Source organism: Deinococcus arboris (assembly GCF_009755355.1).
GTDB lineage: Bacteria > Deinococcota > Deinococci > Deinococcales > Deinococcaceae > Deinococcus > Deinococcus betulae.
The window spans coordinates 1-25,677 of the sequence record NZ_WQLB01000044.1 but is presented as its reverse complement, the minus strand read 5'-3'; the positions used below and the strand labels follow the sequence as shown (position 1 = coordinate 25,677).

Genomic DNA, 25,677 nt, shown 5'->3' with positions numbered 1-25,677 from the left:
TTCCGTCCCGGGCTGTGCTGGAACAGGAACTGGGCCTCTTGAATCAGGCGGCGCAGCGGATCTCACGTGACCTCGGCTATACGCGGGAGTGGCAGGGCGACCCGGCGTTCTTTTTGCAGATTCTGGAGAGCGTGAATATCCTGGCGTTCACGGAGGCGTCCTCGGTCGGCAATGACCTCGTGAATTACCCCATCTGAAACCTCGTTTGGGAATCACTCCTGGACCGGGTCAGCAGCTCTCAGAAGGCAAAAAATGGAGACGGTATAGCTCGAGACCGTCTCCATCACAATTGAGCCGTCATCCGGCTTCTTCACCACTGGGCCAGACGACACTCCAGTGACCGTAAACAGTATTTGCATCAGAGGGGAGTAACGCCCTGCTGGTCGCCCTGTTGCTCAGCCGTCTGCTGTTCAAATACGCGTTCCTATCCATCTGGTGGAGCATCTTGAGGGAAGATCGACACGATCTTCCCTCCTGCACGCAGGCGTACACTCAGAGGCAACGGCTGCTCGAACAACTTAAAGCGATGACCAGCCCGTCACAGCGCTGTGCAGAAGTGATTGTCAATTCCATGCACTGCCCGTCTGCCGGCCCAAGAGGGGCAACCGGTGCATGTTCCCCAGAACTCGGTGGGGCTTTGGGACGCAGAGCGACGTCTACAGAGACAAACTTCAGGCCTGGGTAACCCTATCTGGTGACATCGTGCAAGAGCTGCTCTGCCGAGCGAACCTGCACAATACGACTGTGAGCTCTGAGCTCAGCCAGTGGTGGCCGACTTCGGCAGGCCACCCAGCATTAGGGATAAGGTGTACTGCTGCCTGGGGGATGTGTTCCCATCAAAGAGCACTGCCCGGTACGACACCAGGTGGCGGCCAGCCTGCCATGCGAGAACGCAAAAACGCATTGAAGCGGTCGTTGCTGGAGTGGTGGAGGCCCAGACCTGCTCCGTTCACACCAAGACGCCACGCTCACTCCGACGGCGTGTCGTCCTGGCCATCCTCGCGCACAATTTCACACCTCCCTCAACGGCGTTCTGGGGCGTTCTGGCCTGAATCAGGATCAATTTGCGGCCTCTTCCACCCGGAACGGGAGGTACTCAGGTTGCCAGAAACGGCGCTCGACCAGTTCCAGGAGAGCCGCATCGTCCAAAGCCCACAAGCTGAAATCAGTCGCCACTCCATCCCGCAAGGCCTGCCGGATGACCGCGACTGCCACCTGCACGCTGGCGACCCCCAATTGGGACACGGGAGGGTAAGTGCGGCCCGGCCACTCGCGCGCTGTGCAGTCGGCCAAGGCGTAGGCGGCGGCCGTCACCATCTCATCGGTAATCTCGCGCACGCCAGCCAACACGGCACCAAACCCCAGGCCTGGAAAGATAAAGGCGTTGTTGCCCTGACCGATGTCATGTGTGATTCCCTTCAGCGTGACGGGTGCAAATGGGCTTCCAGTGGCCACGATGGCTTGCCCATCGGTCCAGCGCAAGATGTCTTCTGGGAGCGCTTCTGTGTTAGCGGTGGGATTCGACAGCGGGAAAATCAAGGGCTGGGGGGTATTGACATGGGCGGCGCGCACAACAGATTCGCTAAAAATGCCCGCTTGCCCACTCAGACCGAGCAAGACAGTGGCGCGACTCTGGTACACGACACTTTCGAGATCCAGGCCACTCCAGCCCGCCACCAGTGCCTTTGGCGTGGCCAACGCCCGTTTGTACTCTTCCATCGGCCGGTCATCGGTGAGCAGGCCACGCGAATCCAGCACAAAGACGCGCGCGGCCACGTCCTCGGGCGTCAGACCTTCGCGCCGCAGGCCTTCCCGGATGGCTGCCGCCACGCCTGCGCCCCCAGCACCTGCACCGTGGACCACAATGACCTGATCGCGCAGCCGCTCGTTCTTGGCGCGACAAGCGTTCAACACCCCAGCCAGGACCACCGCACCGGTGCCCTGAATATCGTCGTTGAAGGAGGGCACCACGCGGCGGTACCGGTGCAGCACGCTGAAGGCCGCGTCTTTGGAGAAGTCTTCCCACTGGATGATGGCTTTGGGATAGCGGGCCAGGGTCGCCTCTACAAAACGGTCTAAGAACGCCAGGTACGCTTCGCCGGTCAGGCGCTCGTGTTTCACCCCCAGATACGCCGGGTCGGCGCGCAGGTCAGCGCGGCCAGTGCCCACATCCAATTCGACAGGCAGCGTCTTGTCAGGGCCCACCCCACCCGCCACCGTATACAGCGACAGCTTGCCAATCGAAATCGCCATGCCGCCAAAGCCTTGATCGCCGATCCCCAGAATGGCACTGGAATCGGTCGCGACGATAATGCGTACGTCGTTGAGGGGCACATTCGCCAGCGCCTGATCGGCGCGGCCGATGTTCCGAGTCGACAGCGTTAGGCCGCGTGGATACCGGTAGATCCGGCTAAATTCCTGCACCGCCAAGCCCACTGTGGGCGTGTAGACCACTGGCAGCATCTCCTCAATGTGCCGGGACAGCAGTGCATAGAACAGCACCTCGTTGCGGTCTTGCAGGTGACGCAGGAAGATGTGCTGCTCCAAGGGGTCACTCAGGCGCTGGTAATCGGCGTACTGCCGCTCTATCAATTCGTCCAGTGTGTCCACTTGCGGCGCCAGCAAGCCGTCCAGCCCCAGCGCTTGGCGCTCGTCTTCAGTGAAAGCAGTGCCTTTGTTCAGCAGGGGAAAGCGCAGCAGGGAAAAGCCCCGCACCCGTGGATAGAGGGCGGGGTGACCGCTCAGATCGCGGCGCACGTCGTAGTGGTCAGTCAGAGGCAAAAGTGCGCGGGTCATTGGGGGTTCTCCAAGGTCAAGGGGTGGCGATTAACGGATAGTACGAATGGAAATCACACTCTAAAAATGGATTGGGAGTTGTTTCAATAGTCGGGTACCGAAGTCCTATGTCTCAAACGTCTCTGGGAAGTTAAATGGATGTGTATCATGCACGAAGAGATAAAAATCTCCGCGCATGAGATTCAGCGTAGGGCGGTTTCAAATACGAGCTGTAGAATGTATAGATTAGATCTTGGCAGATTTTATCTGTTACAGACAGACCGTATTCCGAGAACATCAGTTCCACTCAGTCGATACATTTCACCGAGAGCATTCAGATTTCCTGAGTAGGATCCCTGAGGCTCGGCCCTTGCGCTGACGTAAAATGGGGAATTATTCATGATGGAGTCGTAGTCATCCGATGACCAATCAGAACTCCTGACAGCCACGGAACAGTCGACACCAACGTGTTTTTGCAATGAGATAGGTCAGAGCCGACCTCCACTCAATTGGCCACAATCCCTTCAGCTCACACCTGAATTCACTGGCGTCCCTCAAGCGGCGTTGCACAGACCTGATTGCCGCCTAGACCTTGTGCCTGGCTGAGCAGACGACTGCTCACCCGCAGCATATCTTCTGCCTGCGACCAGGCCAGGGTGGTGCAACAGCCAGCACTCGCCGTAACTCGCAGAGCAGGGGATGACGGCCACCTTAGGGCTTGGACGCGTTTGACGAATTTCCGCACTTGTGGCGCCACCTCACGGCTCGGCAACGTTGACAGCATCAGAAAGGTCAATGCATTTGCGGCGGGCAGCAGAGTAACAGTGTCATACGCCGTCGCCAACAACTGCTTCAGAGTGGTCTGCACTGCAGAGAGCGCTTCTAGAGGCACACGTTCGGAATGGTCAACCGCCAGCACCACAACAGCAAACGGCTCAAACCGCCGGCGCGCTCGATCAAAGCCATCCTGCAACTCCTGCTGCACCACAGCCAGCGTTGTGTTATGTGCACTGTCACCTTGACCGGACGCCTGCCGAGTCCCAGCAAATTCAAACCCAAAACTCTCGATCTGAGTGAGTTTTCGCTGGTGGTGGTCTTGTAGAGTCTGAAAGGCAGTCTCTGCCTCTTGACGTTTGACTTCATAGGCCCGCGCAGTGTCAATCTCTCCTTTCGCTTCGAAAAGGTGAACCAGACGTTGACAAGCCAGTAGGTGGTCTTCCGTCGGGAGGGCCAAGCCAACATCCAGAATCGCGTGCAGGTGGAAACAAGCACGATCATCTTCGCCTAAACGCAGCAGAGCATCGGCAAGAAGCAGATGGTAACTGGAGGATTTGTGAAACCCTCCCAGCTCGCTGACCAGACGAAGCGCCTCTCGCAAGGCCAGGACTGTAGCTTCAAAATTTTGAAGGTTGTATTGAATTTGCGCGTAAATCGCAAGACTACCGGCTAAAATCTTCTTATCCCGGAGGTGTCTGGCCTGGTGGATGGCCTCCTCCGAAGCAATTTGCGCTGCGTCGATCTCACCAAGCGCCGTATAGGTTTCTGCCAGATTCAAAGCCGAAAGCATCACGCCATAGAGACGTCCTTGAGAGTTCGCCACTGCATAGGCCTCCTTGTGATACGCCAGGGCCTCTTTCCAGAGACCAAGACACATACAATTGACCCCAATGTTGTTGACTGCATAAAACTGGACATCAGGCCGACCTGTTGCTAGGGATAATTTGAGAGAGCGTTGATGGTAGGATGATGCTGCTGCATGTTCGCCTAGCTGATCATAAATCAAAGCAATATTGCTCAGTACAGAGCTCAAGAGCCATGAATTGTCCGAGACAGCGCCGACTCCCTCACATCTCAGAAATGAGCGGAGCGCTTCATAGAATTGTCCGCGCGTCACATCAATGATGCCACGAGCATGCCAGAGTCGGGCGAGAACATAGGCGTCCCTGCTGCGCTCAACAATGATTTGTGCTTCGCTCAATCTGTCAAGTGCATGCAGATTCTGGCCGAGGCGTTCAAGATTCATTGCCTCAGTAATCAAAGCCAAGGCCTGAGACGGAGCGTCATTGTACTGGTCAGCGAGTACAGCAGCCTCCCGGCAAAGATGTACACCCAGCTGCGCATCGACATCACGGTACAAAAAGGCCAACTCTAGAAGGAGGTTCAGCCGAACATGGCCTGTGGAGAGTTCCATTTGTTCACGGAGAGCGGCTAACTCTTCAATCATTGACTAACCTCTCAGGGTAGCCGTAGGCCAGCACACCTTGACGGGTTCTAAAGGCGTGATCAACATAATAACGCAGGCCGCCAGACATGCTGGCAACCCGCGTTCCTCAATACGCTTGTTTTCTCGCAACACCGCTGCTTTTTAGCGGCTCTCCGCCAAGGAGTAAGTGCCACTGCCTTGATAGGCAGCGATTTCCCAACTGTAATCCCCAGAGGCCGCATTATAAGTGATCGACTCACTGCTAGTTGCCCCTTCGCTCTTTGCAACGCGCACCCAATTCGACCCATTCCAACGCAGAAGATACAGATCGAAGTCTGTGCCGCCCGGCCCACTGAGTACCGCTTTTAAGGTACCACCAGCATAACGGAAGCCAGCAGATGTTTTCGGTTCAAAGACACTCGAGCCAACAGTGACCGTCCCAGTGTAGGTGGTGCCACTGGATTTATAGATTGCTTGCAAGCCACTGAGATCGGCGGGACTGAGTCGACTGGTTTTCCCAAGATTGCTAGGGGAGCCCGTGTATGAACCGCTCGGCTGGGTACGGGCGTTCACATATGGGGGAAAATAATTCATGATGGAGTCATAGTCATAGGGTCCATAGGTAGACCAACTACACCCTTTGCCGTAATTCAAAGTGTCACTGATGTAGTCAGGATTGATGACGACATAGTTATCTCGGTCACAGCGCTGATGCTCGTGTTGGAAACCAGACGCGTGGCCCATCTCATGGAGAATGGTGTTGTTGGTAAAACAAGCGAGAGAGAGGTCTTGGACGCCACCTGCGGAACCGACGGCTGATGCGCCGCACCCCGTACTCCCCCTCACGAAGCGGACTCGGTTCGTAGCCGTCGTGCTCCAAACCCACCGGACTGCGCTGCCAGCCTGTGAATTCCAGAGGTCAATGGCCGCATTCAAGGCTGAGATTTCGCTGGCACTAAACACATTATTATTCCAAAAGTAGGGAACTGTTCGGTTGCTCCAGTTGGCTTTACCAGTTGGAAAAATAGAGAGTGCCTGACCATTCAGGCGGCCTGCCACCTGTTTTGTGAGGAGGGCCAGCGCCTCATGGGAATGACCAATGATGATGTCCCCATCCTGCATCATCTGTCCACCAATATTTTCGTAGACGAAGGTGCTGCCGTCCCGGAGCGTAAGGGTCACGTGTGGCGCTTGTTCCAGACCTAGACGCTGTTCAGGGGTGAGGGCTTGTAATTCTGTACCTCGGAGATCAATGGTCAAAGATGATTGTGCCTGACCTTGAGATGGAGAGGCTGGCTGAGAGCAGCTGACCAGCGCAGCAGTAACAGCTATGGCGAACAACAGTCGTCGGTGCATAGGAAACTCCTTAAGGCGCACAACAGCCTGATGTGACATGAGGTTCGGCGGGCGCCAAATGCCGACCCGTTGAATGGTAGGAAGTGGGGGCAACGAGCGCGAAAACACCTGTTGAACCGATAAGGAAAGTGAGAACAGGACGAGCTGTGAGGTAGCGCTACTGTACGTCCGGCTCTCTCCTACCAGGCCCAGTTGATCAGACAATTCGGCTAATACTGTAAAGTTTTATTAGACAAATTCCATCCAGTGAAATTTTAAGCCATACATCGAGAGGCTATTGGAGTAGTACCAAGCGCGAGTACCATCGCTCTGATGACCAGCCAAAACTCCGTATAAGGCTCCTCAAGACGATGGGTGAAGCATGAGGTTTTGGAGATGATCAAGGCCCAGTCGGAACACAGATACTGCATAGTGTCTGTGTTTCCTCCGTCCGGATCAGGCTCGTCTCTTCAAGATTGAAATCTGGTTTTTCAGGGCTGAGTGTAGATTTTCCGTGGTTGCTTGGCGGTCAGGACTTGGCGCAACACGCAGGCCCACATAAAGGCGGCGGACACACATGTCAGGGGCGTAGACACCCGTTCTGCCTGCCAGCGCTATACGCGGCGGCGCAGATAGTCGTCGCAGCCCAAGCGGTCCGCCAACGCCGCGCGGATCAGGTTGTCCGGTGCGGCCACCGCATAACCCTGATCGGCCAAGTGCGCCGCGTTGAGCAGCCGTGCGATTCCGGACACAATCAGGGCTGCGGATGTTCATTGGTTGAGCAGCCCGTACAGGGCTTACGCCGGAGAGTGAAAGGGCATCCGCAGCACGAGTCCTGCAGGCCGCCTGTGCTTGTCCCGGCCGCACCCAGCGCCAGAGCGACACCAAGGACAGTGAGGCAGAGGGGCGACAGTGAGTGCGTCGTGCCTTCGAGTGCACCCCCGGATGGCACCCGCGTTACGGTGTGGCACCTCCCTAGCATACAGCCATGCTGCCTGCCGCCCTGCACCCCGTGCTTCTGGTCATCGTGCCACCGGATTGGGAGGCAGACCCGCCCGCGCTCGCGGAACTGAAGCGGTGCCTGGCGGACGAGTATGGCGCCCGGTTGCATCTGCGTCAGGCCCAGGCCCCTATGAAGGCGCCGCTCCCACTGTTCTGCGGGTTCTGGCCTAAAGGCATCACGCGATATGCCCGGCGTGACGTGCAGCCCCGCGTCGATCAGGCCTTTTTCAGCTTGGAGTGGCTGGACGTTCTGGCCGATGACGCCGTGTGACACGCGCGGCAGGTGTACGCTCAGGGCATGACAGCCACTTGGTCGCTGCATGATGATTTCCCGCCGCATGTGGGGTCCCTGGCCGAGCCGAGCGCTGTGCCCGAACGGCCAGACCAGTTCGAGCTCATGTTCGGCGAACGCCGAGTTCAAGGAGATCGTCGGGCCGCAGGGGGTGGTGTACCTGTGGTGGCCGGTGCCCGGCGGGAAGAACGAGTTCAGCGTGACGGCGTTCAGCCCCCGTACACAGCGGATGACGATGAAGCACCGCACCTTCCGCACAGACGAGGAGGAGCGCGCCATCGCGTATGCGCGGGGGCTGGCGACGGAGATCTTGGCGGGAATGGACCGGGCCGGGCTCATCCTGGACGCTCCAGCCCAGGCATGAACGAGGGGGAGATGGAGATCATCGAGGTGCTGCAGGTTGAAGGCCATCTGGCCAGCGTGCGCCTGCCCGACACCAGCATCGAGACCTGGGCACTCGCTCGACTGCCAGTGAGCGCGGTGCCGGGCGACCGGGTGGGCTGCCGGGCCAGCGAGGCGGGCATGCAGACCGTGTTGTTGCCCTGGCCTGATGGGGTGCCCGCCTGATGGACGACTGGGGCTGGGCGGAGGACGACGTGCGCCGCGCGCCGCTGCTGCCGGTGGGCCAGGCGGAGAAACGCACCCTGCGCGGGTTACTGCGCCGCAACGAACTGGGGCACATGGATGAGACCGTGGAAGCGTTGCGAGCCAGTCTGAACGAAGGCTACTTGGACCCGGCCGACCGGGAAGTGCTGTACGGGATGACCAAAGAACGCCTCAAAGCGCTGTCCGAGCAGGGCAAACCCTTACCCGGGAACCTTGTGCAGGTGTACCAGCGCCTCAAGCCCCAACCCGCGCGACCACCGGGCCTCCGCGCCTAAACGAACCCGCCCCACACGGGCAAGGCACACTTCGACTGGCGTCGACTGGCATCGTCCCCGTTGACGCAGCCTGCGCGCGACCCAAAGGGATTATTCCGCTGTCTTTGACGGCTTCGCGGCCCGTTTTCTTGGTGAAGTCGCCCCAACAGCTTTGCGTTTCCTGGCTGCCTTCGGGGCGGTGCCTGTCTCATCTCCTGGACCTGTCTGTTTGGCCCTGGAAGTCTTAGGCGTCCAGACGCCTTGCACGATGGCATCGGCGTCGGCTTCGCTCAGCTCCGCTGGCAGAATCTCCAGCGGCAGCAGCACACTCTGCCCCCCGCGCACCAGGTGTGGCCCACCAGCCGTTGCTCGCAGCCGCGTCCCCTCCAGGTGCGGTAAGGGCAGGTTCGGCGCTTCTCGGGACGCCTCCCTGATCGTCGGGGCCAGGCCCTCCGTCCAGAACCGTGTCAAGTAAGCCACCCGCGTCGTCTCGCCGGCGGCCACATCATCCAAACCTGCTTCCATCGTGGCCGTGAAGTCCTTTTCCAACACCTCCGGCACCTGGCGGGCCAGGTACGTCGTCACCAGCAGCCCCACCGCCGTCACCCCCAGGTGCCGGCCCACACCGCGGACATACTCGCGCGTCTGCAAGGTGCTCAGGGTCTGCGCGTATGTGCTGGGCCGCCCAATGCCCGCCTTCTCCATCGCCTGCACGAGTGTGGCCTCGGAGTACCGCGTCGGCGGGGACGTTTTCTTCCCTTCCGGTGGGCGCGCTTTCAGCGGCACGCGCTGCCCCTGCTGCAGTGTCGGCAAGGTCTGTTCGTCCTGCGCCTCCTCTTCATCCTGAAGGAGCTGGAGGTACCCAGGTGCTTTGAGCACCCGCCCCTGAGCCGCAAGGGTGGCCGCGCCGCAGGTCAGCGTCACGACCGTTTTGTCGAACACCGCGTCGTGCATCTGCGAGGCCACGGTGCGCTGGTAGATCAGGGCGTACACCGCCAGTTCGTCTCCACTGAGCCCCACGGTCTCTGGGGGCCGCCAAGTGGTGCCGGCGGGGCGGATGGCTTCGTGCGCCTCCTGGGCATTCTTGTTCCGGGTGGCGTACTGCCGGGGCTGGGCGGGCACGGCGGCCGGGCCGAACAGGCGCGTCGCTTCCCGCCGCGCTTCGGTGAGCGCTTCGTCTGACAGTGCCGGGGAATCGGTCCGCATGTAGGTGATATAGCCGCCTTCGTAAAGCTTCTGGGCCAGATCCATGACCTGCTTGGCGCTGAGCTTCAGCCGCCCCCCCGCCTGCTGGAGCGTGCTCGTGATGAACGGCGGCGCGGGCCGCGAGCGGGTTTCGCTGACCTCCACGCTGGCCACGGTCGCGTCTTTCCCATCCAAGTAAGTCGTCAAGGCGTGGGCCTGCTGATCAGTCATCTCCAGCACCCGCACGTCCGGCTTCAGCACACCGTCCTGGGTGTAGTCACTGGCCTTGGCGATGGGCAGCCCATCCGGGTGCTCGCTGCTGCGCACGTGCGTGACGGTCGCCGTGAACTTCGGGCGGGTCAGCACGTCCGCCCGGATGGCCCAGAACGTCGCAGGCCGGAAGCGCATGCGGGCCATCTCCCGCTGCGCGAGCAACATCAGGGCCGCGCTCTGCACGCGTCCTGCACTGAGTTTCCCACCCACACTCCTCCACAACAGCGGGCTGATCTGGTAGCCCACCAGGCGGTCAATGACGCGCCGCGCTTCCTGAGCGGCCACCAGGCGCAGGTCCAGCGGCCGGGTGGTCTGGAGCGCCCGCTGCAGGGCGTCCTTGGTGATTTCGGTGAACACCATCCGCACGGGCTCTTCGACCTTCAGCAGGCGGCTGAGGTGATAGGAAATCGCTTCCCCTTCGCGGTCCATATCGGAGGCGAAGAGAATCCGGTCTGCTTTCGCGGCCAGCCCCTGGAGCTCCTTGACCGTGGCGCGCTTGCTGGCGGGCACTACATAGATCGGTGAAAAGGTCTCCGGATTCACGCCCAGGTTGGCCCAGGATTCGGTGCGGTAGCGCTCGGGGATATCGGCTTTGGTGCTGGGCAAGTCCCGAACGTGACCGAGGGAGGCGCGCACGACGTAGCCACCCCCGAGATACCCGGCGATTTTCCGGGCCTTTGCGGGGCTTTCGACAATCACGAGGGTGGCCATGCCTTCAGGGTAGTGGCGTAGAGCTCAGGCCAATGTGCAGGTGAGCCAGGGGCCAGTGCGCCAGAGCTCTGAGCTGAGCCTGTCACGTCCATCTACTTCGTGGGCAGGGCGTTGGCCGAACAACTCGTCACCGAGGTGATGTCGATCACGTCACCCAGGAGCAGGATGGCCGGGGTTTCCGAGACCTGCCTTTTGCCTTACTGGTTTGGGGATGAAGCATTAGTTGCCAGATCTCACTGATCACGAGCAGGGCACACTAGACGCCGGCTCTGGTCATGACCGGACGTAGGCGGCGAGGGGGGAACCAGGCTTTACCGAGAGGAGCGCGTACAGCAGGAGGGCGCCGACCATGACAGAAATCCACTTCCGCGACCGGCTCAGATGCAGCCGAATGTTGTCGATGGTGATATACCACCGATGCTCAAGCTTGGCGGGATCCGTGCTGACAGTATCTCACGTGGTCAAGGTGGCCCAGACGGCAGACAGCGTGGCCGCCACAGAGGCCACCAGGATAGCTACCATCAGCGTCATCCCAAGCCAGTAGGCGTTAAAGCGGTCAGACAAGAGGCGCCGTGCCGGCCGGCACCCCCGCCACCGCGAGGAGCCCGCTCAGCGTGCTCAGGCCCATCAGCCAAGCCGCACCCGCCTTCTGGACGGTAAGCAGCTCATCGCGCACGGCCGTGCAGGAGAGATTCATCCAGGGCATTTCGTCTGAGCGGGCTCGGCCGGAACAGCTGCGGCTGGGCACTGGAGGAGCGTCCAGATCCAGCTCAGTATCAGCGTACTGAGAGGTGATCCATGCTCGAATAAACGGCCCCGCAGCCGGCCTCGTCATGACGGTCAATCTGCTGTGCTTGATCGTGCAGGTATGGGGAACGGCACTGAGAACGGGTACGACATCATCATTGACCCTGTGGGTGGCCCAGATGCTGGCGCTTTTCTCCATCAGCTCAGACCAAACGGCCGGATGATTTGCGGCGTTGAGGCTGGCTTTCTAACCGCCAATGTGTCAGAGGCGCTGATGTCCGGCTTTCAACGTTCCCTCATGGTCTCGACCTTCAGCCTGAAGACTGTGGCTGTGACGCAGCAAGAGGCGGCCCTGGAGGAAGTGTTCGGCCTGATGGCGACCGGGCGACTTCAGCCGGTCATTGACAGTGTGTAGCGATAGAAGACACGGCGTTGGCACATGCCCAGCTAGAAGTTGGAGAGGCGTTCGGAAAAATCGTTCCCACGCTCTGAATTGACCTTCTCTCGCGCCATTGACAATGGTGGTTGATCGAGGCTGCATCTGGGTAGATCAAGCAGGCATGGCGCCTTTCTGCTCAGCGTGCCTTGATGAAGGTCATACGGCTACGTCTGGGATGGAACAGCGCAGGGTACATGGCGTCTGCCATTGATCTCGCCTCACGCCTCACTGAGGTGGCAGATACGCCACGGGAAGACCTAAGCGGCTCAGCAGCCGTTCAACCTCCTGTCGGCGCTCAGGTGCGCTCACCTGCCGAATCAACAGCCGCTCCACTCGGCCCGGATGGACCTGAATGAAGCGGCTGTACACTTCCGGATCTTGCTGACCATCATCGCCGATCAGCGTGAACCGGGCGGTGGTCGTGCGGGCCAACGTCTCTAGCACCGTGACCTTATGAAGTAATGCCGGAACCCGGAGGAAATCCCGCAGGAACAGTGGCCCTTGTGGTAGATGGTGCGTGTCGAGTACCGTCTGGAGTGAGTGGAGCAGCCCATCAGGACTATTGCTCAAATACAGCACGGGCCCCCGTAAGGCCAGGCCCTGCAACAGGGCTGGTGCGTCGGCAAAGAGGGGGCGTGTCGTGCCGTTGGTGGTCAGGACATTCTGGAGAACGTGGCCACCCACCACATCTGTGATCAGGATGGTGTCGTCCACGTCCGACACGGTGATGTGCTGGGCAGCGGTCCAGTGGGCCAGCGCCACTTGAACAGGAGCTGCCAGGCCCACAGTGACGGCTACTGGCGTGCGAACAGCGGTGGGAAAGATACAGGTAGCGTAACCCTGCTGATCGGTCACCGTGAAGACTGGCTCATGTCCAGGCCGTTGGCAGGCCACCGAGACGCCGGGCTGGGACGTTGGAAAAAGCTGGGCCAAGTGCCGGACGACGTTGAGCAGGACCGAATCGCTTGGTTGCTCACGCTGCTCGGCGAGGGCGTCGTCCTGGCTGACCCGCAGGCGAAGGTGCGCTGGATCAGGTGAGGCCAAGAAGGTGATCTGCGCCGCCTGCGCGCCGCTCCACCACAGCACTCCACTGCAGATGACCACGCTCAGCCGCCGTCGCCAGGCCCAGGGCCTCCCGCTCACCATGGCCGAACACTAACACGCTTCAGGAAGCGTTCCGAAGAGTTGCAGTGTTACGCGAAGCTGGACGCGAGAAGTCGTTAGCGTGGATGGAGTCTCAGCAGGGTTTCCGGTCAGATTCAGCAGATTGATTCCAGAGGTCCAAGCGGGACCCGGGGGCTGTCTACTCTCTGGTACCAAGTGCCAAGACTTACCTTTTTGCGAAGATACTGGCATGCCCCCCATACTGACGCCCTTCGGCGAACTCCGCAGTACGCTGCGCGGTGTGGGCCTGGCGACCTGGCTGGCCGTCAGCGCTCACGCCATCCTTGCCCTTCCCGCTAAGCCTGAGCGACTCACCTCAGACGAATACTGGCCCTTCGGCCTGAGCCTCATTGGGTTTGGCCTTATCTTCTGGCTGGCCACACACCCCCGGAGTGACGCACTCCCCATCCGAGTCAAGCTCGGCTTGTGCGCTCTTGAAGCGATCTTCGCCCTCAGTGCCAACCAGATCTTCAACGGCAACAGCCTCCTCTCTGGCATGCTCCTCGTCGCCGCCGTCCATGTCGGCATCCTTCTCCCTCTACGCCTGGCCTTTGCCTGGATTGGCTTCCAGACGCTCGGCCTCGCCCTCATCCTCTACATCAACTGGCCGCTGATTGAAGCGGCGTCGTATACCACCGGTTGGCTGTGCTTCCAAGTCTTTGCAGTCCTCAGTGCACAGGTGGCCGTCCGGGAAGTGCAGGCCCGACAACAACTGATGCTCGTTGTGGCTGAACTGCAGACCACACGCTCACGGCTGGCTGAGGCATCACGAGACGCTGAACGCCTACGAATTGCCCGGGAACTCCACGATCTCGTTGGCCATCATCTGACGGCCCTCACCATGAACCTGCAAGTCGCTGAGCACGGAGCACAGGATGAGCGCAGCCGCACCCACGTTGAGCGCGCCCGTACGATCGCGGTCCAGCTTCTCAGCCGAGTGAGAGCGTCGGTCCGTGCCATGCGTGACGACGGCCCAGTCGACTGGAAAGCGGAACTTGAACAGTTGCAACAGCACTGGGAGGAAGTGAAGCTGCACGCGGCTCTGCCGGATGACCTTGACACTGTCACCCCGGCCCAGTCGCATATTTTGCTGCGCTGCATTCAGGAGATCGTGACCAACGCACGAAAACATGGTCAGGCCCAGAACGTTTGGATTCGGCTGGACTGTCAGGCCCATCAAGTGCAGCTCTCTGCTCACGACGACGGTCATGGTGCCCTCACGGTCACCCCTGGGTGCGGCCTGCTGGGCATGCGCGAACGACTTGAAAGTGTCGGTGGGCAGTTAAAGATTGACCTTGACAGTGCCCCTGGATTTGCGCTCACAGCCACATTACCTCTAAGTGGCCTGAGCCAGTGATTCGTCTTGCGCTCGTGGATGACCAGACCATCGTCCGTCAGGGACTGCGCAGCATGCTCGACTTGGCACCAGACATTGAGGTGGTTGCAGAAGCCGATGATGGTCTAACGGCCCTCCAACTCATGGGCCAAGTTCAGCCAGATGTCGTCTTGCTGGATATTCGCATGCCCCGTCTGGACGGTCTAGGCCTTCTGCGCCGGTGGGGTGCGGAGGGTTGGGTACCGCCGACTTTAATTCTGACCACCTTTGACGACGATGACTTACTCTTCGACTGCGTTCAGGCTGGGGCCCGGGGCTACCTTTTAAAAGACGTTTCGATTGAAGTGCTTTTACAGGCCGTGCGGTCAGTCGCTGCGGGTGGGCGTTGGCTTCAACCCGCCGTAACCGCCCGGACCATCAAAGGCCTGGGAAGCTTGCCCTCACCTTCGAACAGTGCGCTCAGAGAAGACGCCAAGCTCACCGCCAAAGAGGGGGAGGTGCTCCGATTGTTGGCGGGCGGGTACAGCAACAAAGAAATTGCTCAGATGCTGCACACTACGGAGGGGACCGTCAAAAGCTATGTCAGCAGCGTACTTTCTAAATTGGGGACGCGAGACCGAACGCGAGCAGTTTTGAAAGCTCTAGAACGAGGACTCCTCTAAGTGACAAGAGGACAACAGTAGATAAGAAGAATGTGAAATCTCCTTCATGCTCCCGCCTAACTTCTGGCAGTGGGCAGATCTGGTGCCCCTTTCTATGCTGAGCGCATGAAACAAATTGCATCAGGCCTGCTTCTCACAGGCACGCTCACTCTCGTTGCATGTGGTCAAACATCTCCCGCTCAACACAGTGGTGCAGAGTTGGCCGGAGAACTCACGGTAGGAGCGCAGATCGCCGAATACGCGAAGCGCCCTGAACTCCAAGACGCCACCAGCCAGCACATTCTGCGTGAGCAGGCCACCGATCCGATACTGCTCCTGAGTTTGCAGCAAGCGTACGGCGATCAGCCCAAAAGTGAGCTTGGTATTGAGACAGCGGCTATTCCAAGTCACACCCTGACCGCTCAAAATGCTCGCTTGAACTATGTCAAGCGCGTGGCATGGAACTCCCCCAGTGCCTACCGGGCGGAGCGTGCACGTCCCAGCTACGCCGGTCTGGACTGGAGCAACGACGGATGCAGCGCCCCTGTGAACTACTTAGGCTACAACGACGTTTTTCACGCAGCCTGTGAAGTACATGATTTTGGTTACCGCAACCTGCCGAGACTCACACCCCGCTCGGAATGGGATGGTCTCCGGGGGGCCACGGATGCTGTTTTCCTAGCCAATATGAAGGTCCTGTGTGACGGCTTGTCGGCTTGGCGGACGCCAGGTTGTTACGCAGTCGCGAGTGCTTACTTCGCGGCTGTCCGCGCCCGTGGTGGCAATTACTGGGGCTAACAAGACCTTGCCTGGGACCGAGGATGAGCCACGCGCTTTTTCAGGAGGACACATTTATGCACGGGAACAGAAGATCCATCCATCACAGTTGCCTGCTGGTTCTTGGCCTGTTCATGACAGCTTGTGGTACAGCGTCCGTCCCAGCTGGCAACAGCGCGGCGCTGGAAATGAATAGCGCTGGCCAGAGCAAGGTTACCGCACAGGCTGGGGAATACAGTCAGGGCTTTGGCACAACGTGGGCCGGTGGACGCTGCAGCTTTCAACAATGGTGGGCCACTGGGTCAAATGGGTACGACCTATATCAAGTCGGGCACCGAAATGGTGGACAAGTTCGTCTGAATATTAAAATGTGGCCACCGTATGATCCCATCACCTGGAGCTATAAAGAAAAGGTTGGCTTCGCCGAGTCATCGGTCGCTCGCAACATGCGCGTTGAGGTCTATGCCTACTGCAAAGTCGATGGAAATTGGGTTGGCGGATTGAAGTATAGCACCAACTGAAGCTCGCGTGTTCCAAGAGTCAGAAGAGGCTTGAATTGGCGAAAACCATCTAGCGAACTGGCCTCAATCTTTGACTTTCCGAATCTTGTATCAAGTGGATGGCTGAAGAGGTTGCATTGGACTGGAAAGGCCATTTAACGGCTTTTGAGGAAACATTGTTACCGCAATCGTATTAAGGCCTCCTCTCTCCATTCAATCCTGAGCCATCTGAAAAACCGACAGTGAAGACGGACGACGCCGCACAGACATGGTGTTCATTCTGCCCCGCTCTCTTCTCCAAAAATGCTCCCAGGGGGTCCTATGACGCGCTTTCACCTTCCCGCAGCTCTTTCCCTCGGTCTTCTCCTTGCGGCTTGTGGCCAGCAACCAGCGACGGCACCTATCGCCGTGACACCGACGCAGACAGCTGACCAAACGCAGACGAATGCCGCGCTTCATGTGCTCGCCAAGCAGCTCGCCCGGGCTCTTTCCGAGCCCGGCGTACGCACCCTGATCGCACAACAAACCGCCTTGAAAGTCACTGGGGACACAGAGGCCCTCTACGCTACACTCGCGTCACAGTCCACTGGAAAGGGCACCTTTGCTCAGGCCCTTTCTTCTGGACTCAGCACACAAAGCTTGAGTGCCCTTGTCTCCAAGGTTCCGAACCTCCATATTGCCGACAGAGGCGCCGTTTGGGATGCCGACACGACTATTCCACTGGTTGCCGTCGCGACCGAGGGAGGCGATGAATACGCGCCAGTTACGGCTTACGACGCGCAGGGCCACGTACATCTGCTGGACAGTCGCAAGACACCCAGCGTGCCCGTTATCGCCGTAGGCGTCAACGAACGAGTGGATGCTCAGGGAACCATCCTGCCACAGAGCCCCCAGGCGCCCTGGCCGAAACAGCAGGGATCAGATCTCTCTGCACAGGCATGCTTTGGGACAAGACTGGTGCGGCTGGACGTGATTGATGATATGGAACCCTTCGTCAGAGGTCATGCAGAAGTGTATGTCGCAGTGAAGGGAGCAGGCATTGGCTGGCATGGACGCCTCCCCATGGTCACCGAGCCGGGCATCTTCCTTGATGCCCAACAGTACTTTGGCTGTGCCGATGGGGACGTTCACTTTTATTGGTATGAGCGGGATGGCGGCGCAGCCAATCATGTGATTATGTTTGGCCCATTTAACTTTGGCTGGCAGAACGACAATGAGGACGACTTTATGGGTGGTGTAAAGATGCAGAAGAACTTGTTTGACGGGACAAGCACGGATGTCAGAGATCTGGGGAATCTGAAGCAATACACCGACTGACCCGACCTCCCTGATCAGCTCAGACTTGAATACAGCCCCTGCCGCCCGAACAGGGGCTGTTTGGAAATATGGAATCGGCTTGAGAAGGAAAGTCGAAATTATTGGTTTCTGCACAGAAGCGTAACGAGAGGTGTAGGCTCATGATATGCCGCGAGTGTGGCAACCCATCCGGTGGACCCGCGCAGATGGAGGAACGGCGACTGTTCGCTTGAACCCTACCTCTGCGCCAGGCAACTGAGTTCCACGCAGATCGCCGAACGACAACGGCTGCGCACGCAGGGCTCACTGGCTGCCACCATCGCCGCAGGCCCACCCCAGCGCCTGAGTGATGGGCAGATCGCCGGGATTATGACGATTCTTAGCGCGGGCCATGAAGGCCCGATGGACGTGTCCAAAGGTGCGCGAGTTCATCGGCTTGAAATTCGACGTGTGGTATGACGTCGATCACCTCAGGCGACTCTTGCGCCAGTGGGGCTTCACGCCGCAGAAACCGATCAAACGTGCCCAGGAACAGGATCCAGACGCGTTCGTCCCTGGGTAGAGACTCTGGCGCCGGCGTTGGAAAAAAGGGTCGAAGCCGGTGAGACCCTGGCCTTCACCGACGAGGTGAGCTTCTCGCTGAAGCCCACCGTGACACGTACGTGGGCGCCCTGTGGGCAGACACTGGTGCTGATAAGAACCGCTGGAACCGAGTGTCAGCGATTGGGGCCATCACCACGACAGGGCAGTTTCTACAACACACGCATCACGCATCGGTCAAAGGTGCGCACGTTGTGGCTATCTGCTGCGCCAGGTGTTTGGACGGGCCACGGTGTTGCGCGACAACGCCCGCACTCACAAGACGAAGGCGCTGAGTGCCTTCGTCGCATCCGAGGCTCGGCTGTCGGTGATCTACTGTCCGCCCTACTCGTCTGAACTGAATCCGGTTGCGCTGGTGTGGGCCTATGTGAAGCAGCACGTCCTGGCGAAGTTCTGCACCTCAGATCTCCAGACCCTCAAAGCCCAACTCCCCATAGCGTGGCGGAGGATTCGGTCAGCTGAACTTTCAAGACGGCTCCTCTATGGACACTCCTCGTGATGCACTTGCGCAGGAATCAATATGTCGTTCGGCCAGCAACACTAATGAGTCAGCCTCAGGTCCTCTTTCGTCATTGCGTCTTGACCGCTTCAGCCTAGCCCCACCGCGCGGTAAGGTCGGAACGGCCTGATCCGGCCGCACCAGCCAAGCCGCGCCGCTGCGCCAGGCCTCCAGATGCCCCTGTCGAGCCCAGATGGTGGCGGTGCCCTGCACTTGGTCATGCAGTCTGGCCCAGACCTGCAGCGACACGGCGGGCAGCGCCAAGCGCTCTTCACGGCTCAGTCGGTGAACGAGCACCGGCGGCTGGGCAGGTGTCTGGCCCGCCACAGGGACCGGCTGCCCTGATCGCACCAGCCACCCCACGCCGCACTGCCAGGCCGCCAGCTCGCCGCGCTGCGCCCAGCTCAGCGCGGCGCTGGGCGACTGCCCATGCACCTCAGCCCACTCCGTCAGCACCAGAGCGGCCCTAGACAGGAAAAGGGCACGGCGAACCGCAGCGTCACTCACGCCCTGAATACCCAGCACAGGCTTGGCTGAGGCTTCAGACGTCCGAACAGCTGCGCCCGGCCTGCAGGAAGGGGACGGCTGCGACTTGCCAACGTCTTGAGGTGGTCCCGGGCCATGACCAGAAACGCCTCCCGGTCGTAGGGGTCGAGAGAGCCTTCCGTGAGACTGGCGTCCAGTGCAGCCACCGTTTCGTCCAAGTACTCGGCTGCATGACGGCGCAGCAGCGCGCGGAGCGTCCGCCGTTCCGCCACCCGCAACGGCAACAGTGGGGCTGGGCGCACATCGTCGCGCGGCGCGTCCCAGTCCCAGGTCTCTGTCGTGACCATCAGGCCGTCATCATTCCATGACTGGCCTCCCTTCAGTTCAGGCACATGCCGCAGCCGACGCACCGAGTGTCCACTACCTTGGGTGCAGGAGACGCCATGCTCGAGATGCCCACCCGCCGCCAAGAAAGCCAAAGATGAAGAGAAATCGGTGGCCCAGAGGCGCGCCAATTGGGTATTGAGTGTACGGTGGACACTATCATCGGCGATGCCAGCCCCACCCAGATCGGCTGGCTGCAGGTCAGCCCCAACCGCGACCTGATCGCCGCCAACCTCGCCCGGGCAACCAAAGGCGGCCAGAGTGCCATCTCGACTGGACATAGCCTGGGCGGCGCCATCCGGACAGCTTCAATCAGGTCGTGACCTTTCAAGCCGCCAACATTGACAAGGCGGAGGTGGCCAAGCTGCGGGCAAGGCTGAGCCTCTGGCCACCCGGCACTACCGGGTGGAGGGCGACATCGTGCCTACAGCGGAAGAACAGGCGCTGGACGACCAGATCTACTACTTTGACCAGGTGAGCCGGAACAAAGGTTTCACACCCTCAGGAGATGCATCTCATATCCTGACTCCGGAGGTCGTCATGCGCCCACTCTTGCTGACCCAACGGGACATTGAACTCATCTTCAATCCAGAGAAGGGATGCCCTGAACTTCGTGAGTGCCGCGAAGAAACATTTGCGCGCGTGAACGAGCGCGAGCGCCTGACCGGCCCCCTCACGACCGAGCGCCTGCTTGCGGGCATCCCCTTCCCCCTGCCACCTCGGCGCGAACATCCAGCTGCGCTAGAGGCGGCGTCCACGTCTCACGACTCAGTCTCCTGAACAGACGTGGCTGGAGACAGATGATGGCCTAATCACACTTAGGCTGGGGTGCGCTGGTTGCCAACCTCTTCTGGCGCGAGGGCGTCCTTCATGGTTCTGGTCAGCACACTTCCCATTTCGAGAGCTGATCAGCCCGTCAATTCTGAGCACCTTCCGCAGCGTCTCTCTGCCTCAGGCAAGCAACCACCCGTGCATGTTCCTCTGAACGGTACTGGCAATTGAATCTCAGCAAGACCATCTTAGTTCAGCAGGCGGCTTAATTCTCAAGCCGCCTGCTCTATCACCGCTTACCAGAGAAGGCTGCGAATTGGTTGCTTCGTCTGATGGCCGCAGGAATCGTCGTTCGGGTGTGGCGGCGAAGGTTTGAGACTCGGGCGTGTAAATTGAGGAATGCCTGCGTTCGCTGTCGTCGCTTGAACCCAAGTTGGGTACGTTCCTGCTGCCGTGTGACACGGTGCGACTGTTCGATCAGATTGTTGCACCGTGCAGTGGACACGGCTTGGATGTGCTCCACAGAGTGGAGCACGGGAAGCGCACGCACGGCTGCTGCAGAACTCCACAGTTTGTCGGTGTGAATGACCTCTGGCACGTTGTATTCCCCAACAGACGAACGAAAAAGGTCTTGGCCGCCTCGGTATCGCGGTGTGCCTGAAAGAGAATGTCAATTACGTCCCCATGTTCGTCAACTGCCCGCCGCAACCAGTGCTTCAACCTACCGACCTTGACGCACACCTCGTCTAGATGCCACCAGGAACCTCGGCGAGGTTCTCGGTGGCGCAGTTCTTCGGTGAGCAAGGGGGCGAACTTGATGTTCTATTGCCGTAGGGTTTCGTGACTGACGTGAACGCCGCGCTTGTGGATCAGCTCCTGAACGTCACGCTGGCCGAAGGGGAAGCAGTGGTACAAGCGCAGAGCGTAGCCGATGACGCTGAGGGGAAAACGCCGGAGGTACGGTTTCCGATCGGTCACAACTCAGCAGCCTACTGGAGTTAAGTTGCCAGAACCATGCATTCAGCGAACGAAGTGGCAGTGCCCGGCCTCCACCATCTCACTATTGATTGAGAGCTTGAGGAGAGTGTCTGAAGTGGTGACGGCTCGTCCGTCCACCAATACCTGTTGCTTCTGCTCTCACAAGTCGTTTGCGGCCTGCCTGCATGCTTGAGGCATGAGCGTCCGTCTCCGCACCGCCCTGTTGCCCCTGCTCTTCTTGGCACCGACCCTCTCACCGGCCGAAGCCCAGTCAGGCACCCGGCCGCAGGATGTCATCATTACCTATTACAACGCGCTCGGGCACAAAAACTATGCGGCGGCGTATGCCCTCTGGGACCGCCAGGGCCAGAACAGCGGCAAGAGCTACGCGGCCTTCAAAAATGGGTTTGCTCAGACCTATGCCACCTATGTCGCGATCACTGGACCCGTACGGATCGAGGGTGCTGCTGGCTCGCTCTACGCCACTGTGCCAGTCAAGGTCACGGCTCAGCTGAAGAATGGACAGCAGCAGTCCTTCTGCGGCAACTACGTGGTCCGAAAGAACAACACCGGGGGAAGTGCCGCTTCACAGGTGTGGCGCATTGACCGCGCGACGCTGCGCTGAGTAGCCGAGTCTCCTTGTGCTGCTGAGGCAAGATGATTGGCAAGGCATGACACAGCAGCCCGCTGTACCAGGCCAGTTGCGCTGTGACGGAGTTGCCAGCACTGTCCGAAGACGCCGTGCCTCGGGTCTGCTGGCAGCGGCTTGCGACTCGATCATGGACATGACGCTGTCTCAAGGAAAGCGGTGGTAGAGCCACACTGCGGAGCCGATAACGCCCAAGGCAAAAAGGTGCCGGTACAGCCACATCGACTGATGGCTGGGTCGCTTGCCGAGGTCCTGAACGGCGCCACGCGCAACGGGAGGTGTCTGACCTGCAGTATCCAACCTGTCCCTGCTCGTCGCGCTACAGATCACCGTGCCGCACGATTGAGAGGTCGGCTCGCCCGCACTGGCCGAAGTGACCCGTTTCCCGGTTGACGACTCCAGCGCGAGATCGCCCCTGTGTCACGGCTACTCGTCCATGAAGCTCCTGTTCTCCTGCGCCATCTGGCTTCAGCTCAACCGCGCTTTGTTCAGCTTGGGCCTACCTGGGCATGACGTGATGACACTGCTCGCGCCTAGTTCACCACCCCACAGGTCAGGGCATCGAGCACTTCAACGCTGCGCAGCCTCACCCGCAACCGCATGATCTCCTCTTCGAGAACAGCTCGGGCGACCTCATGCGTCTCGGCCCCTAGACGGCGCGTTAGTGCCGCTTTGAGATGCTCCAATTCACTTAGCAGCGCTATGCGGGCATTGGGAGACAGACTCAGCCAGTACTCAAAACTTTCGCGCAGCGGGTGGGAGGACTGTGCTATGCCCAGCTTGCCGGAAAGGACGGTGGTGATCGCCAGGCGCCGCAGGTGCGCGTCGTCCAGTTCGCGCCGGGCAGGCGCAGTTCAGCCGTTTCCGGCAGAAGCACGGCCAAGGGGGTCCGCTGCTGAGCCAGTCAGGCGCAGGTACAACAGCGGACGGCCCAGCGCGTCGTACTCCAGTCGCCCGCGTTGCCGACCGCCAGACAGACGGATGTCAAGGTCCGCACCGGGTTCCAGCGTATCGTCGCCCAATATGACCTAGCTGCCTGTGGCGCCCATCAGTGTTTCCAATCGCAATGTGCCCTCTTACCTACCAGCGTAGGAATTTTGAGCACTTTCGGTCTTACCCTCCGATTGGGGATATGTTCTATTCAAGGAGCGGTCAGGCTGCACGACGGTGATTTCACCATCTGGATCGGGGAGAGACGTCTCATTTAGGCCAGTCCAGGTTTCAAGCGCCTCGTCGCTCCCTCAACAGTCCGAGGGGAAATATTCGTGACCGTACCCGTAGAGCCAGCCCACCGCCCTCAGGTTGATCCGGTCGCCTCGGCGCGACGCTTCCACAGGCTAGCCCCGCAGCACATACTGGACGGACTCGCTGAGCTGGTCGCGCCAGTCCTCGCTGATGTAGAGCTCCAGTGGTTCACGCAACTCGGCGGGAAGACGCTCATGGGTTTCGGGCGGAAACCGGAACGGGTAGAGCGGCATGCCCCACTGTACAGCGCGTGATACCGGCCAGCGCAGCCCACGGCGTGTGTCATGGTGAAGACCAGAATGCTGATGACCATAGGTGGCGTGGCGCTGGTGCTGGGGATCATACTCAACGTCTTGATGGGCCGGCGGGCCTTCATGCGGCGCAACGCCTCAGGGGTGCAGGAATTTCGCAGCTACGGCCACTCGGTGGCGGCGGGCTGTTTGGAGCCGCTGGTGCGCCTGTTTGCCTTCCTGTGTATCATCGGCGGCATCTTCCTGCTGGCGTCAGGCCTAATGCTGGACCCACCTACAGTGGGGCCATGACCGAGGGCGAGATGGAGATCGTTGAGAGGATAGGGGTGCAAGGAGGCCCCGCCAACGTGCGTCTGCTGGACGGTGGTCCGGAGGTGTGGTCGTTGGCTTCGCTGCCGTTACCAGGCGGGAGGTACGGTCACAGACGATAATTTAGAGGTGACGTTGCTGCCACGCCCTACCGAGTTGCTGACCTGATGGGCGAGCTGACCTGGTGGCCGGCAAGCGACGACGTGCGCCGCGCGCCGCGCCTGCCAGTGGGCCAAGGGGAGCGGCGCTGCGATGCGCCCTAAGCGAGGGCTACCTAGGCCCAAATGACCGCGAGGCCCTGTGCGGCATGACCCAGGCGCGCCTCAAAGTCTTCTCGGACCACGGAAAACCGTTGCCACCCAACTTGGTGCAGCTGTACCGGCGCCTGAAACCACAGAAGCTGCGGCCGCGAAGCCTACGAGCTTAACTGCAGCCGGTAGACTGACATCATGCTTACAATTCGGTGCTGGGATGGTCGCGTGAAACAATGTGCTGCTCTGCTGCTGGCCAGTCTGCTGTTGGCCGCCTGTTCGCCTAGCCCGGCCCCCGTGGCCGTCACCGACCCCTATGACCAGCTCATTGCTGCCGTGGGCAGTGAAGTGGCCCTGGCCCAGCGCACCCGCAACCTAAGTCCGGAACAGGCCAGGGCGTTTTTTGCCAGCTACGGCATGGGCTACCAGGACCATGACGCCCTCAGCGCGCAGCTCGCTGACGGCTGCCCCACTCGCTTTGCTAGTACCGAGCGCAACAAGTGGCATGTCATTAGCGGCGGCCACTACTACATTGACGCTGAGGGTCGCCCCCGCAGCGCCTACCGGTATTTGCCACCCGTCACGGCCGCCGCCCGCGACACCGCCTGCCAGGGCACGGTCGGCAATCTCGACAACCCCGACGGGTACGACGGCGGTCACCTCATTGGCAGTCAGCTCGGCGGCTGGGGCAAGCGGGCGAACATGGCCCCCCAAGAGTCGAATTTCAACCGGGGCAACTGGGTGCAGATCGAAAACCAGGCCGCTAAATGTAGCCGCTTGGCGAACGGTACCCTGACCTACCTGGCGCGCGTGACCTACCCCAACAGCAGCACGAACACGCCCAGCACCTGGACCATTGAGATGACCATTGCTGGCGATACGTTCACCCGGACGTTCAACAACGCGGCTGGTGGCGGCCCCAACGGCACGGCGTACCGTCAGCAGGCGGTGTCCTGGCTGATCGGCAGGGGCTGCAGCTAAGCCAAGGGCAGCGGCAAGGCCCGCAGCGCATCCAGGAACGACGACGCCCCTTGATACCGGGCGTCGTCGCCGCTTAGGGTCAGGTCGCCGGCCTCGACGGCTCGGGCGGCCCAGGCGAAGAAGGCCGTCAGGTCGGTGCTGACCACCCGGCGGGGCTGTTCGTCAGGGCCATAGGTGATGACCTGGCCGGGCGTGCCGGCTGGGCCGGGGTCAAGGTCCACGGCCAGCCCGTTGCCGCCGCCGTCGGTGGCGAAGGGCAGCCAGCCCTGACTAAAATTCACGGCCCGAATGGCGCCGTCGGGCTTGCTGATCAGGCTGGCATCCTCCTGGGCCAGATCCATCCAGGTGGTGTGTTCCTGCAGGGCCCGCTTCAGCGGCAACCAGGTCAGGCCAAACAGGACGCCGGGGAGGATGTCGTCCTGACCATCGTGGGTGGCGTAGGTCTGCCGGACAGCCACTGGCAAGGGCTGGCCCAGAGCCGCCTCGGCGGCCTGTACGTCTAGAGGGTCGACTGGAGGACGGAGTGGGGCAGCCAGGGCCGGCAGGGCCAGGCGCAGGGCGTCACCGAAGGCAGCAGGCATGGCAGTTAGCGTACACACTGGGTGTCAAGAGGAGTTCACGGCCAGACTGAAGCTCAACTACATGGCTCACCAGAAAGCCTTTGGCTACGCCTAGCAGATCCTCTCAGCACCTTCGCTGCGGCGAAATGCTGGCGCTACAACACAGCCCTTCGCGAC

General features: G+C 60.3%; 27 protein-coding genes and 3 pseudogenes. 18 read left to right on the top strand and 12 right to left on the bottom strand.

Annotated elements, in window-relative coordinates; translation table 11 throughout:
* Together GO986_RS22690 and GO986_RS20635 are read left to right on the top strand one after the other, a co-directional pair.
* The coding region (locus tag GO986_RS22690) for a hypothetical protein (protein WP_198170872.1) at positions 1-197 on the top strand (197 nt) is incomplete at its 5' end.
* Positions 198-299: 102 nt separating this feature from the next.
* A pseudogene (locus GO986_RS20635) lies at positions 300-1,052 on the top strand (transposase family protein).
* A 7-nt stretch (positions 1,053-1,059) separates the two neighbouring features.
* Here the strand turns inward: GO986_RS20635 and GO986_RS20630 are convergent.
* The 4 genes from GO986_RS20630 to GO986_RS20610 form a co-directional block, all read right to left on the bottom strand.
* A complete protein-coding gene (locus GO986_RS20630; RefSeq protein WP_157461407.1) occupies positions 1,060-2,796 on the bottom strand; it encodes an NAD-dependent malic enzyme in 1,737 nt (578 codons plus the stop codon).
* Positions 2,797-3,316: 520 nt separating this feature from the next.
* Positions 3,317-4,999, bottom strand: a complete 1,683-nt coding sequence (locus GO986_RS20625) for a tetratricopeptide repeat protein (RefSeq protein ID WP_157461406.1) — start codon at positions 4,997-4,999, stop codon at positions 3,317-3,319.
* Between the two features lie 141 nt (positions 5,000-5,140).
* The gene (locus GO986_RS20620; RefSeq protein ID WP_198170870.1) at positions 5,141-6,238 is read right to left on the bottom strand and encodes a M12 family metallopeptidase; all 1,098 of its coding nucleotides are present in this window, start codon (positions 6,236-6,238) and stop codon (positions 5,141-5,143) included.
* Between the two features lie 689 nt (positions 6,239-6,927).
* Positions 6,928-7,065: a hypothetical protein gene (locus GO986_RS20610; protein WP_157461404.1), complete on the bottom strand. Its 138-nt coding sequence runs from the start codon at positions 7,063-7,065 to the stop codon at positions 6,928-6,930.
* Positions 7,066-7,301: 236 nt separating this feature from the next.
* Here GO986_RS20610 and GO986_RS20605 point away from each other — a divergent pair, with 236 nt between their 5' ends.
* Genes GO986_RS20605 through GO986_RS20590 form a run of 4 tightly spaced genes read left to right on the top strand, consistent with a single transcriptional unit; the run spans position 7,302 to position 8,488 of the window.
* Positions 7,302-7,586, top strand: coding sequence for a hypothetical protein (locus GO986_RS20605; RefSeq protein ID WP_157461403.1), 285 nt, complete (start codon positions 7,302-7,304; stop codon positions 7,584-7,586).
* Between the two features lie 49 nt (positions 7,587-7,635).
* Positions 7,636-7,971 (top strand): hypothetical protein, encoded by a 336-nt coding sequence (locus tag GO986_RS20600; RefSeq protein WP_157461402.1) that lies wholly within the window; start codon positions 7,636-7,638, stop codon positions 7,969-7,971.
* The gene (locus GO986_RS20595; protein ID WP_157461401.1) at positions 7,968-8,174 is read left to right on the top strand and encodes a hypothetical protein; all 207 of its coding nucleotides are present in this window, start codon (positions 7,968-7,970) and stop codon (positions 8,172-8,174) included. Before GO986_RS20600 ends, GO986_RS20595 begins: the two co-directional genes overlap by 4 nt.
* Positions 8,174-8,488: a hypothetical protein gene (locus tag GO986_RS20590; RefSeq protein WP_157461400.1), complete on the top strand. Its 315-nt coding sequence runs from the start codon at positions 8,174-8,176 to the stop codon at positions 8,486-8,488. Before GO986_RS20595 ends, GO986_RS20590 begins: the two co-directional genes overlap by 1 nt.
* A 90-nt stretch (positions 8,489-8,578) precedes the next feature.
* Here the strand turns inward: GO986_RS20590 and topA are convergent, their stop codons facing one another.
* Both topA and GO986_RS22685 read right to left on the bottom strand, forming a co-directional pair.
* Entirely contained in the window at positions 8,579-10,636 is a 2,058-nt protein-coding gene (gene topA, locus GO986_RS20585; protein ID WP_157461399.1) for a type I DNA topoisomerase, read from the bottom strand.
* Between the two features lie 556 nt (positions 10,637-11,192).
* Positions 11,193-11,582, bottom strand: coding sequence for a hypothetical protein (locus GO986_RS22685; RefSeq protein WP_198170874.1), 390 nt, complete (start codon positions 11,580-11,582; stop codon positions 11,193-11,195).
* Between GO986_RS22685 and GO986_RS20580 the strand changes: the two genes are divergently transcribed.
* Positions 11,505-11,798: a zinc-binding dehydrogenase gene (locus GO986_RS20580; protein WP_157461398.1), complete on the top strand. Its 294-nt coding sequence runs from the start codon at positions 11,505-11,507 to the stop codon at positions 11,796-11,798. The genes GO986_RS22685 and GO986_RS20580 overlap by 78 nt on opposite strands.
* A gap of 249 nt (positions 11,799-12,047) precedes the next feature.
* Here GO986_RS20580 and GO986_RS20575 read toward each other — a convergent pair whose 3' ends face one another.
* On the bottom strand, positions 12,048-12,968 hold the full coding sequence (locus GO986_RS20575) for an App1 family protein (RefSeq protein WP_157461397.1): 921 nt from the start codon (positions 12,966-12,968) through the stop codon (positions 12,048-12,050).
* Between the two features lie 259 nt (positions 12,969-13,227).
* Here GO986_RS20575 and GO986_RS20570 point away from each other — a divergent pair, with 259 nt between their 5' ends.
* The 6 genes and pseudogenes from GO986_RS20570 to GO986_RS22680 all read left to right on the top strand — a co-directional run bounded on the left by GO986_RS20570 (position 13,228) and on the right by GO986_RS22680 (position 18,635).
* On the top strand, positions 13,228-14,343 hold the full coding sequence (locus GO986_RS20570) for a sensor histidine kinase (RefSeq protein WP_198170868.1): 1,116 nt from the start codon (positions 13,228-13,230) through the stop codon (positions 14,341-14,343).
* A gap of 14 nt (positions 14,344-14,357) precedes the next feature.
* The gene (locus GO986_RS23535; protein WP_369409508.1) at positions 14,358-14,984 is read left to right on the top strand and encodes a response regulator; all 627 of its coding nucleotides are present in this window, start codon (positions 14,358-14,360) and stop codon (positions 14,982-14,984) included.
* 105 nt (positions 14,985-15,089) lie between these two features.
* Positions 15,090-15,761: a phospholipase A2 gene (locus GO986_RS20560; protein ID WP_157461395.1), complete on the top strand. Its 672-nt coding sequence runs from the start codon at positions 15,090-15,092 to the stop codon at positions 15,759-15,761.
* Between the two features lie 23 nt (positions 15,762-15,784).
* On the top strand, positions 15,785-16,261 hold the full coding sequence (locus tag GO986_RS20555; RefSeq protein WP_157461394.1) for a hypothetical protein: 477 nt from the start codon (positions 15,785-15,787) through the stop codon (positions 16,259-16,261).
* Positions 16,262-16,561: 300 nt separating this feature from the next.
* Positions 16,562-17,557: a DUF3103 family protein gene (locus tag GO986_RS20550; RefSeq protein WP_198170866.1), complete on the top strand. Its 996-nt coding sequence runs from the start codon at positions 16,562-16,564 to the stop codon at positions 17,555-17,557.
* 154 nt (positions 17,558-17,711) lie between these two features.
* Positions 17,712-18,635 (top strand): annotated as a pseudogene (locus tag GO986_RS22680) (IS630 family transposase).
* Positions 18,636-19,138: 503 nt separating this feature from the next.
* On the opposite strand, the gene GO986_RS20545 reads toward GO986_RS22680, so the two are convergent.
* Positions 19,139-19,513 (bottom strand): hypothetical protein, encoded by a 375-nt coding sequence (locus GO986_RS20545; RefSeq protein ID WP_157461392.1) that lies wholly within the window; start codon positions 19,511-19,513, stop codon positions 19,139-19,141.
* Positions 19,514-19,654: 141 nt separating this feature from the next.
* Here GO986_RS20545 and GO986_RS20540 point away from each other — a divergent pair, with 141 nt between their 5' ends.
* Together GO986_RS20540 and GO986_RS20535 are read left to right on the top strand one after the other, a co-directional pair.
* On the top strand, positions 19,655-19,828 hold the full coding sequence (locus GO986_RS20540; protein WP_157461391.1) for a hypothetical protein: 174 nt from the start codon (positions 19,655-19,657) through the stop codon (positions 19,826-19,828).
* Positions 19,829-19,925: 97 nt separating this feature from the next.
* On the top strand, positions 19,926-20,285 hold the full coding sequence (locus tag GO986_RS20535; RefSeq protein WP_157461390.1) for a hypothetical protein: 360 nt from the start codon (positions 19,926-19,928) through the stop codon (positions 20,283-20,285).
* Between the two features lie 280 nt (positions 20,286-20,565).
* Here GO986_RS20535 and GO986_RS20530 read toward each other — a convergent pair.
* A pseudogene (locus GO986_RS20530) lies at positions 20,566-21,080 on the bottom strand (DDE-type integrase/transposase/recombinase).
* An 18-nt stretch (positions 21,081-21,098) separates the two neighbouring features.
* Positions 21,099-21,254, bottom strand: coding sequence for a hypothetical protein (locus tag GO986_RS23530; RefSeq protein WP_369409507.1), 156 nt, complete (start codon positions 21,252-21,254; stop codon positions 21,099-21,101).
* 196 nt (positions 21,255-21,450) lie between these two features.
* On the opposite strand from GO986_RS23530, the gene GO986_RS20525 reads away from it, so the two are divergent.
* Positions 21,451-21,879: a hypothetical protein gene (locus GO986_RS20525; RefSeq protein ID WP_157461389.1), complete on the top strand. Its 429-nt coding sequence runs from the start codon at positions 21,451-21,453 to the stop codon at positions 21,877-21,879.
* Positions 21,880-23,240: 1,361 nt separating this feature from the next.
* On the opposite strand, the gene GO986_RS20520 is transcribed toward GO986_RS20525, so the two are convergent.
* The gene (locus tag GO986_RS20520) at positions 23,241-23,381 is read right to left on the bottom strand and encodes a hypothetical protein (protein ID WP_157461388.1); all 141 of its coding nucleotides are present in this window, start codon (positions 23,379-23,381) and stop codon (positions 23,241-23,243) included.
* A 51-nt stretch (positions 23,382-23,432) separates the two neighbouring features.
* Here GO986_RS20520 and GO986_RS20515 point away from each other — a divergent pair, with 51 nt between their 5' ends.
* Together GO986_RS20515 and GO986_RS20510 are read left to right on the top strand one after the other, a co-directional pair.
* On the top strand, positions 23,433-23,690 hold the full coding sequence (locus tag GO986_RS20515; RefSeq protein ID WP_157461387.1) for a hypothetical protein: 258 nt from the start codon (positions 23,433-23,435) through the stop codon (positions 23,688-23,690).
* A 497-nt stretch (positions 23,691-24,187) separates the two neighbouring features.
* A complete protein-coding gene (locus tag GO986_RS20510; RefSeq protein WP_198170863.1) occupies positions 24,188-24,940 on the top strand; it encodes a DNA/RNA non-specific endonuclease in 753 nt (250 codons plus the stop codon).
* Here the strand turns inward: GO986_RS20510 and GO986_RS20505 are convergent.
* Positions 24,937-25,521, bottom strand: a complete 585-nt coding sequence (locus tag GO986_RS20505; protein WP_157461385.1) for an SMI1/KNR4 family protein — start codon at positions 25,519-25,521, stop codon at positions 24,937-24,939. The two genes, GO986_RS20510 and GO986_RS20505, sit on opposite strands and share 4 nt — an antisense overlap.
* Between the last annotated feature and the right edge of the window lie 156 nt (positions 25,522-25,677).

Excerpts from the sequence above, each read along its gene's own strand:
- GO986_RS20630 (WP_157461407.1), bottom strand. The coding sequence starts at position 2,796 with ATGACCCGCGCACTTTTGCCTCTGACTGACCACTACGACGTGCGCCGC.
- GO986_RS20600 (WP_157461402.1), top strand. The coding sequence starts at position 7,636 with ATGATGATTTCCCGCCGCATGTGGGGTCCCTGGCCGAGCCGAGCGCTG.
- GO986_RS20605 (WP_157461403.1), top strand. The coding sequence starts at position 7,302 with ATGCTGCCTGCCGCCCTGCACCCCGTGCTTCTGGTCATCGTGCCACCG.
- GO986_RS20520 (WP_157461388.1), bottom strand. The coding sequence starts at position 23,381 with ATGCCGCTCTACCCGTTCCGGTTTCCGCCCGAAACCCATGAGCGTCTT.
- GO986_RS20505 (WP_157461385.1), bottom strand. The coding sequence starts at position 25,521 with ATGCCTGCTGCCTTCGGTGACGCCCTGCGCCTGGCCCTGCCGGCCCTG.
- GO986_RS22685 (WP_198170874.1), bottom strand. The coding sequence starts at position 11,582 with ATGGAGAAAAGCGCCAGCATCTGGGCCACCCACAGGGTCAATGATGAT.
- GO986_RS20575 (WP_157461397.1), bottom strand. The coding sequence starts at position 12,968 with ATGGTGAGCGGGAGGCCCTGGGCCTGGCGACGGCGGCTGAGCGTGGTC.
- GO986_RS20595 (WP_157461401.1), top strand. The coding sequence starts at position 7,968 with ATGAACGAGGGGGAGATGGAGATCATCGAGGTGCTGCAGGTTGAAGGC.
- GO986_RS20550 (WP_198170866.1), top strand. The coding sequence starts at position 16,562 with ATGACGCGCTTTCACCTTCCCGCAGCTCTTTCCCTCGGTCTTCTCCTT.
- topA (WP_157461399.1), bottom strand. The coding sequence starts at position 10,636 with ATGGCCACCCTCGTGATTGTCGAAAGCCCCGCAAAGGCCCGGAAAATC.
- GO986_RS20515 (WP_157461387.1), top strand. The coding sequence starts at position 23,433 with ATGGTGAAGACCAGAATGCTGATGACCATAGGTGGCGTGGCGCTGGTG.
- GO986_RS20590 (WP_157461400.1), top strand. The coding sequence starts at position 8,174 with ATGGACGACTGGGGCTGGGCGGAGGACGACGTGCGCCGCGCGCCGCTG.
- GO986_RS20525 (WP_157461389.1), top strand. The coding sequence starts at position 21,451 with ATGAGCGTCCGTCTCCGCACCGCCCTGTTGCCCCTGCTCTTCTTGGCA.
- GO986_RS20555 (WP_157461394.1), top strand. The coding sequence starts at position 15,785 with ATGAGCCACGCGCTTTTTCAGGAGGACACATTTATGCACGGGAACAGA.
- GO986_RS20625 (WP_157461406.1), bottom strand. The coding sequence starts at position 4,999 with ATGATTGAAGAGTTAGCCGCTCTCCGTGAACAAATGGAACTCTCCACA.
- GO986_RS20560 (WP_157461395.1), top strand. The coding sequence starts at position 15,090 with ATGAAACAAATTGCATCAGGCCTGCTTCTCACAGGCACGCTCACTCTC.
- GO986_RS20580 (WP_157461398.1), top strand. The coding sequence starts at position 11,505 with ATGGGGAACGGCACTGAGAACGGGTACGACATCATCATTGACCCTGTG.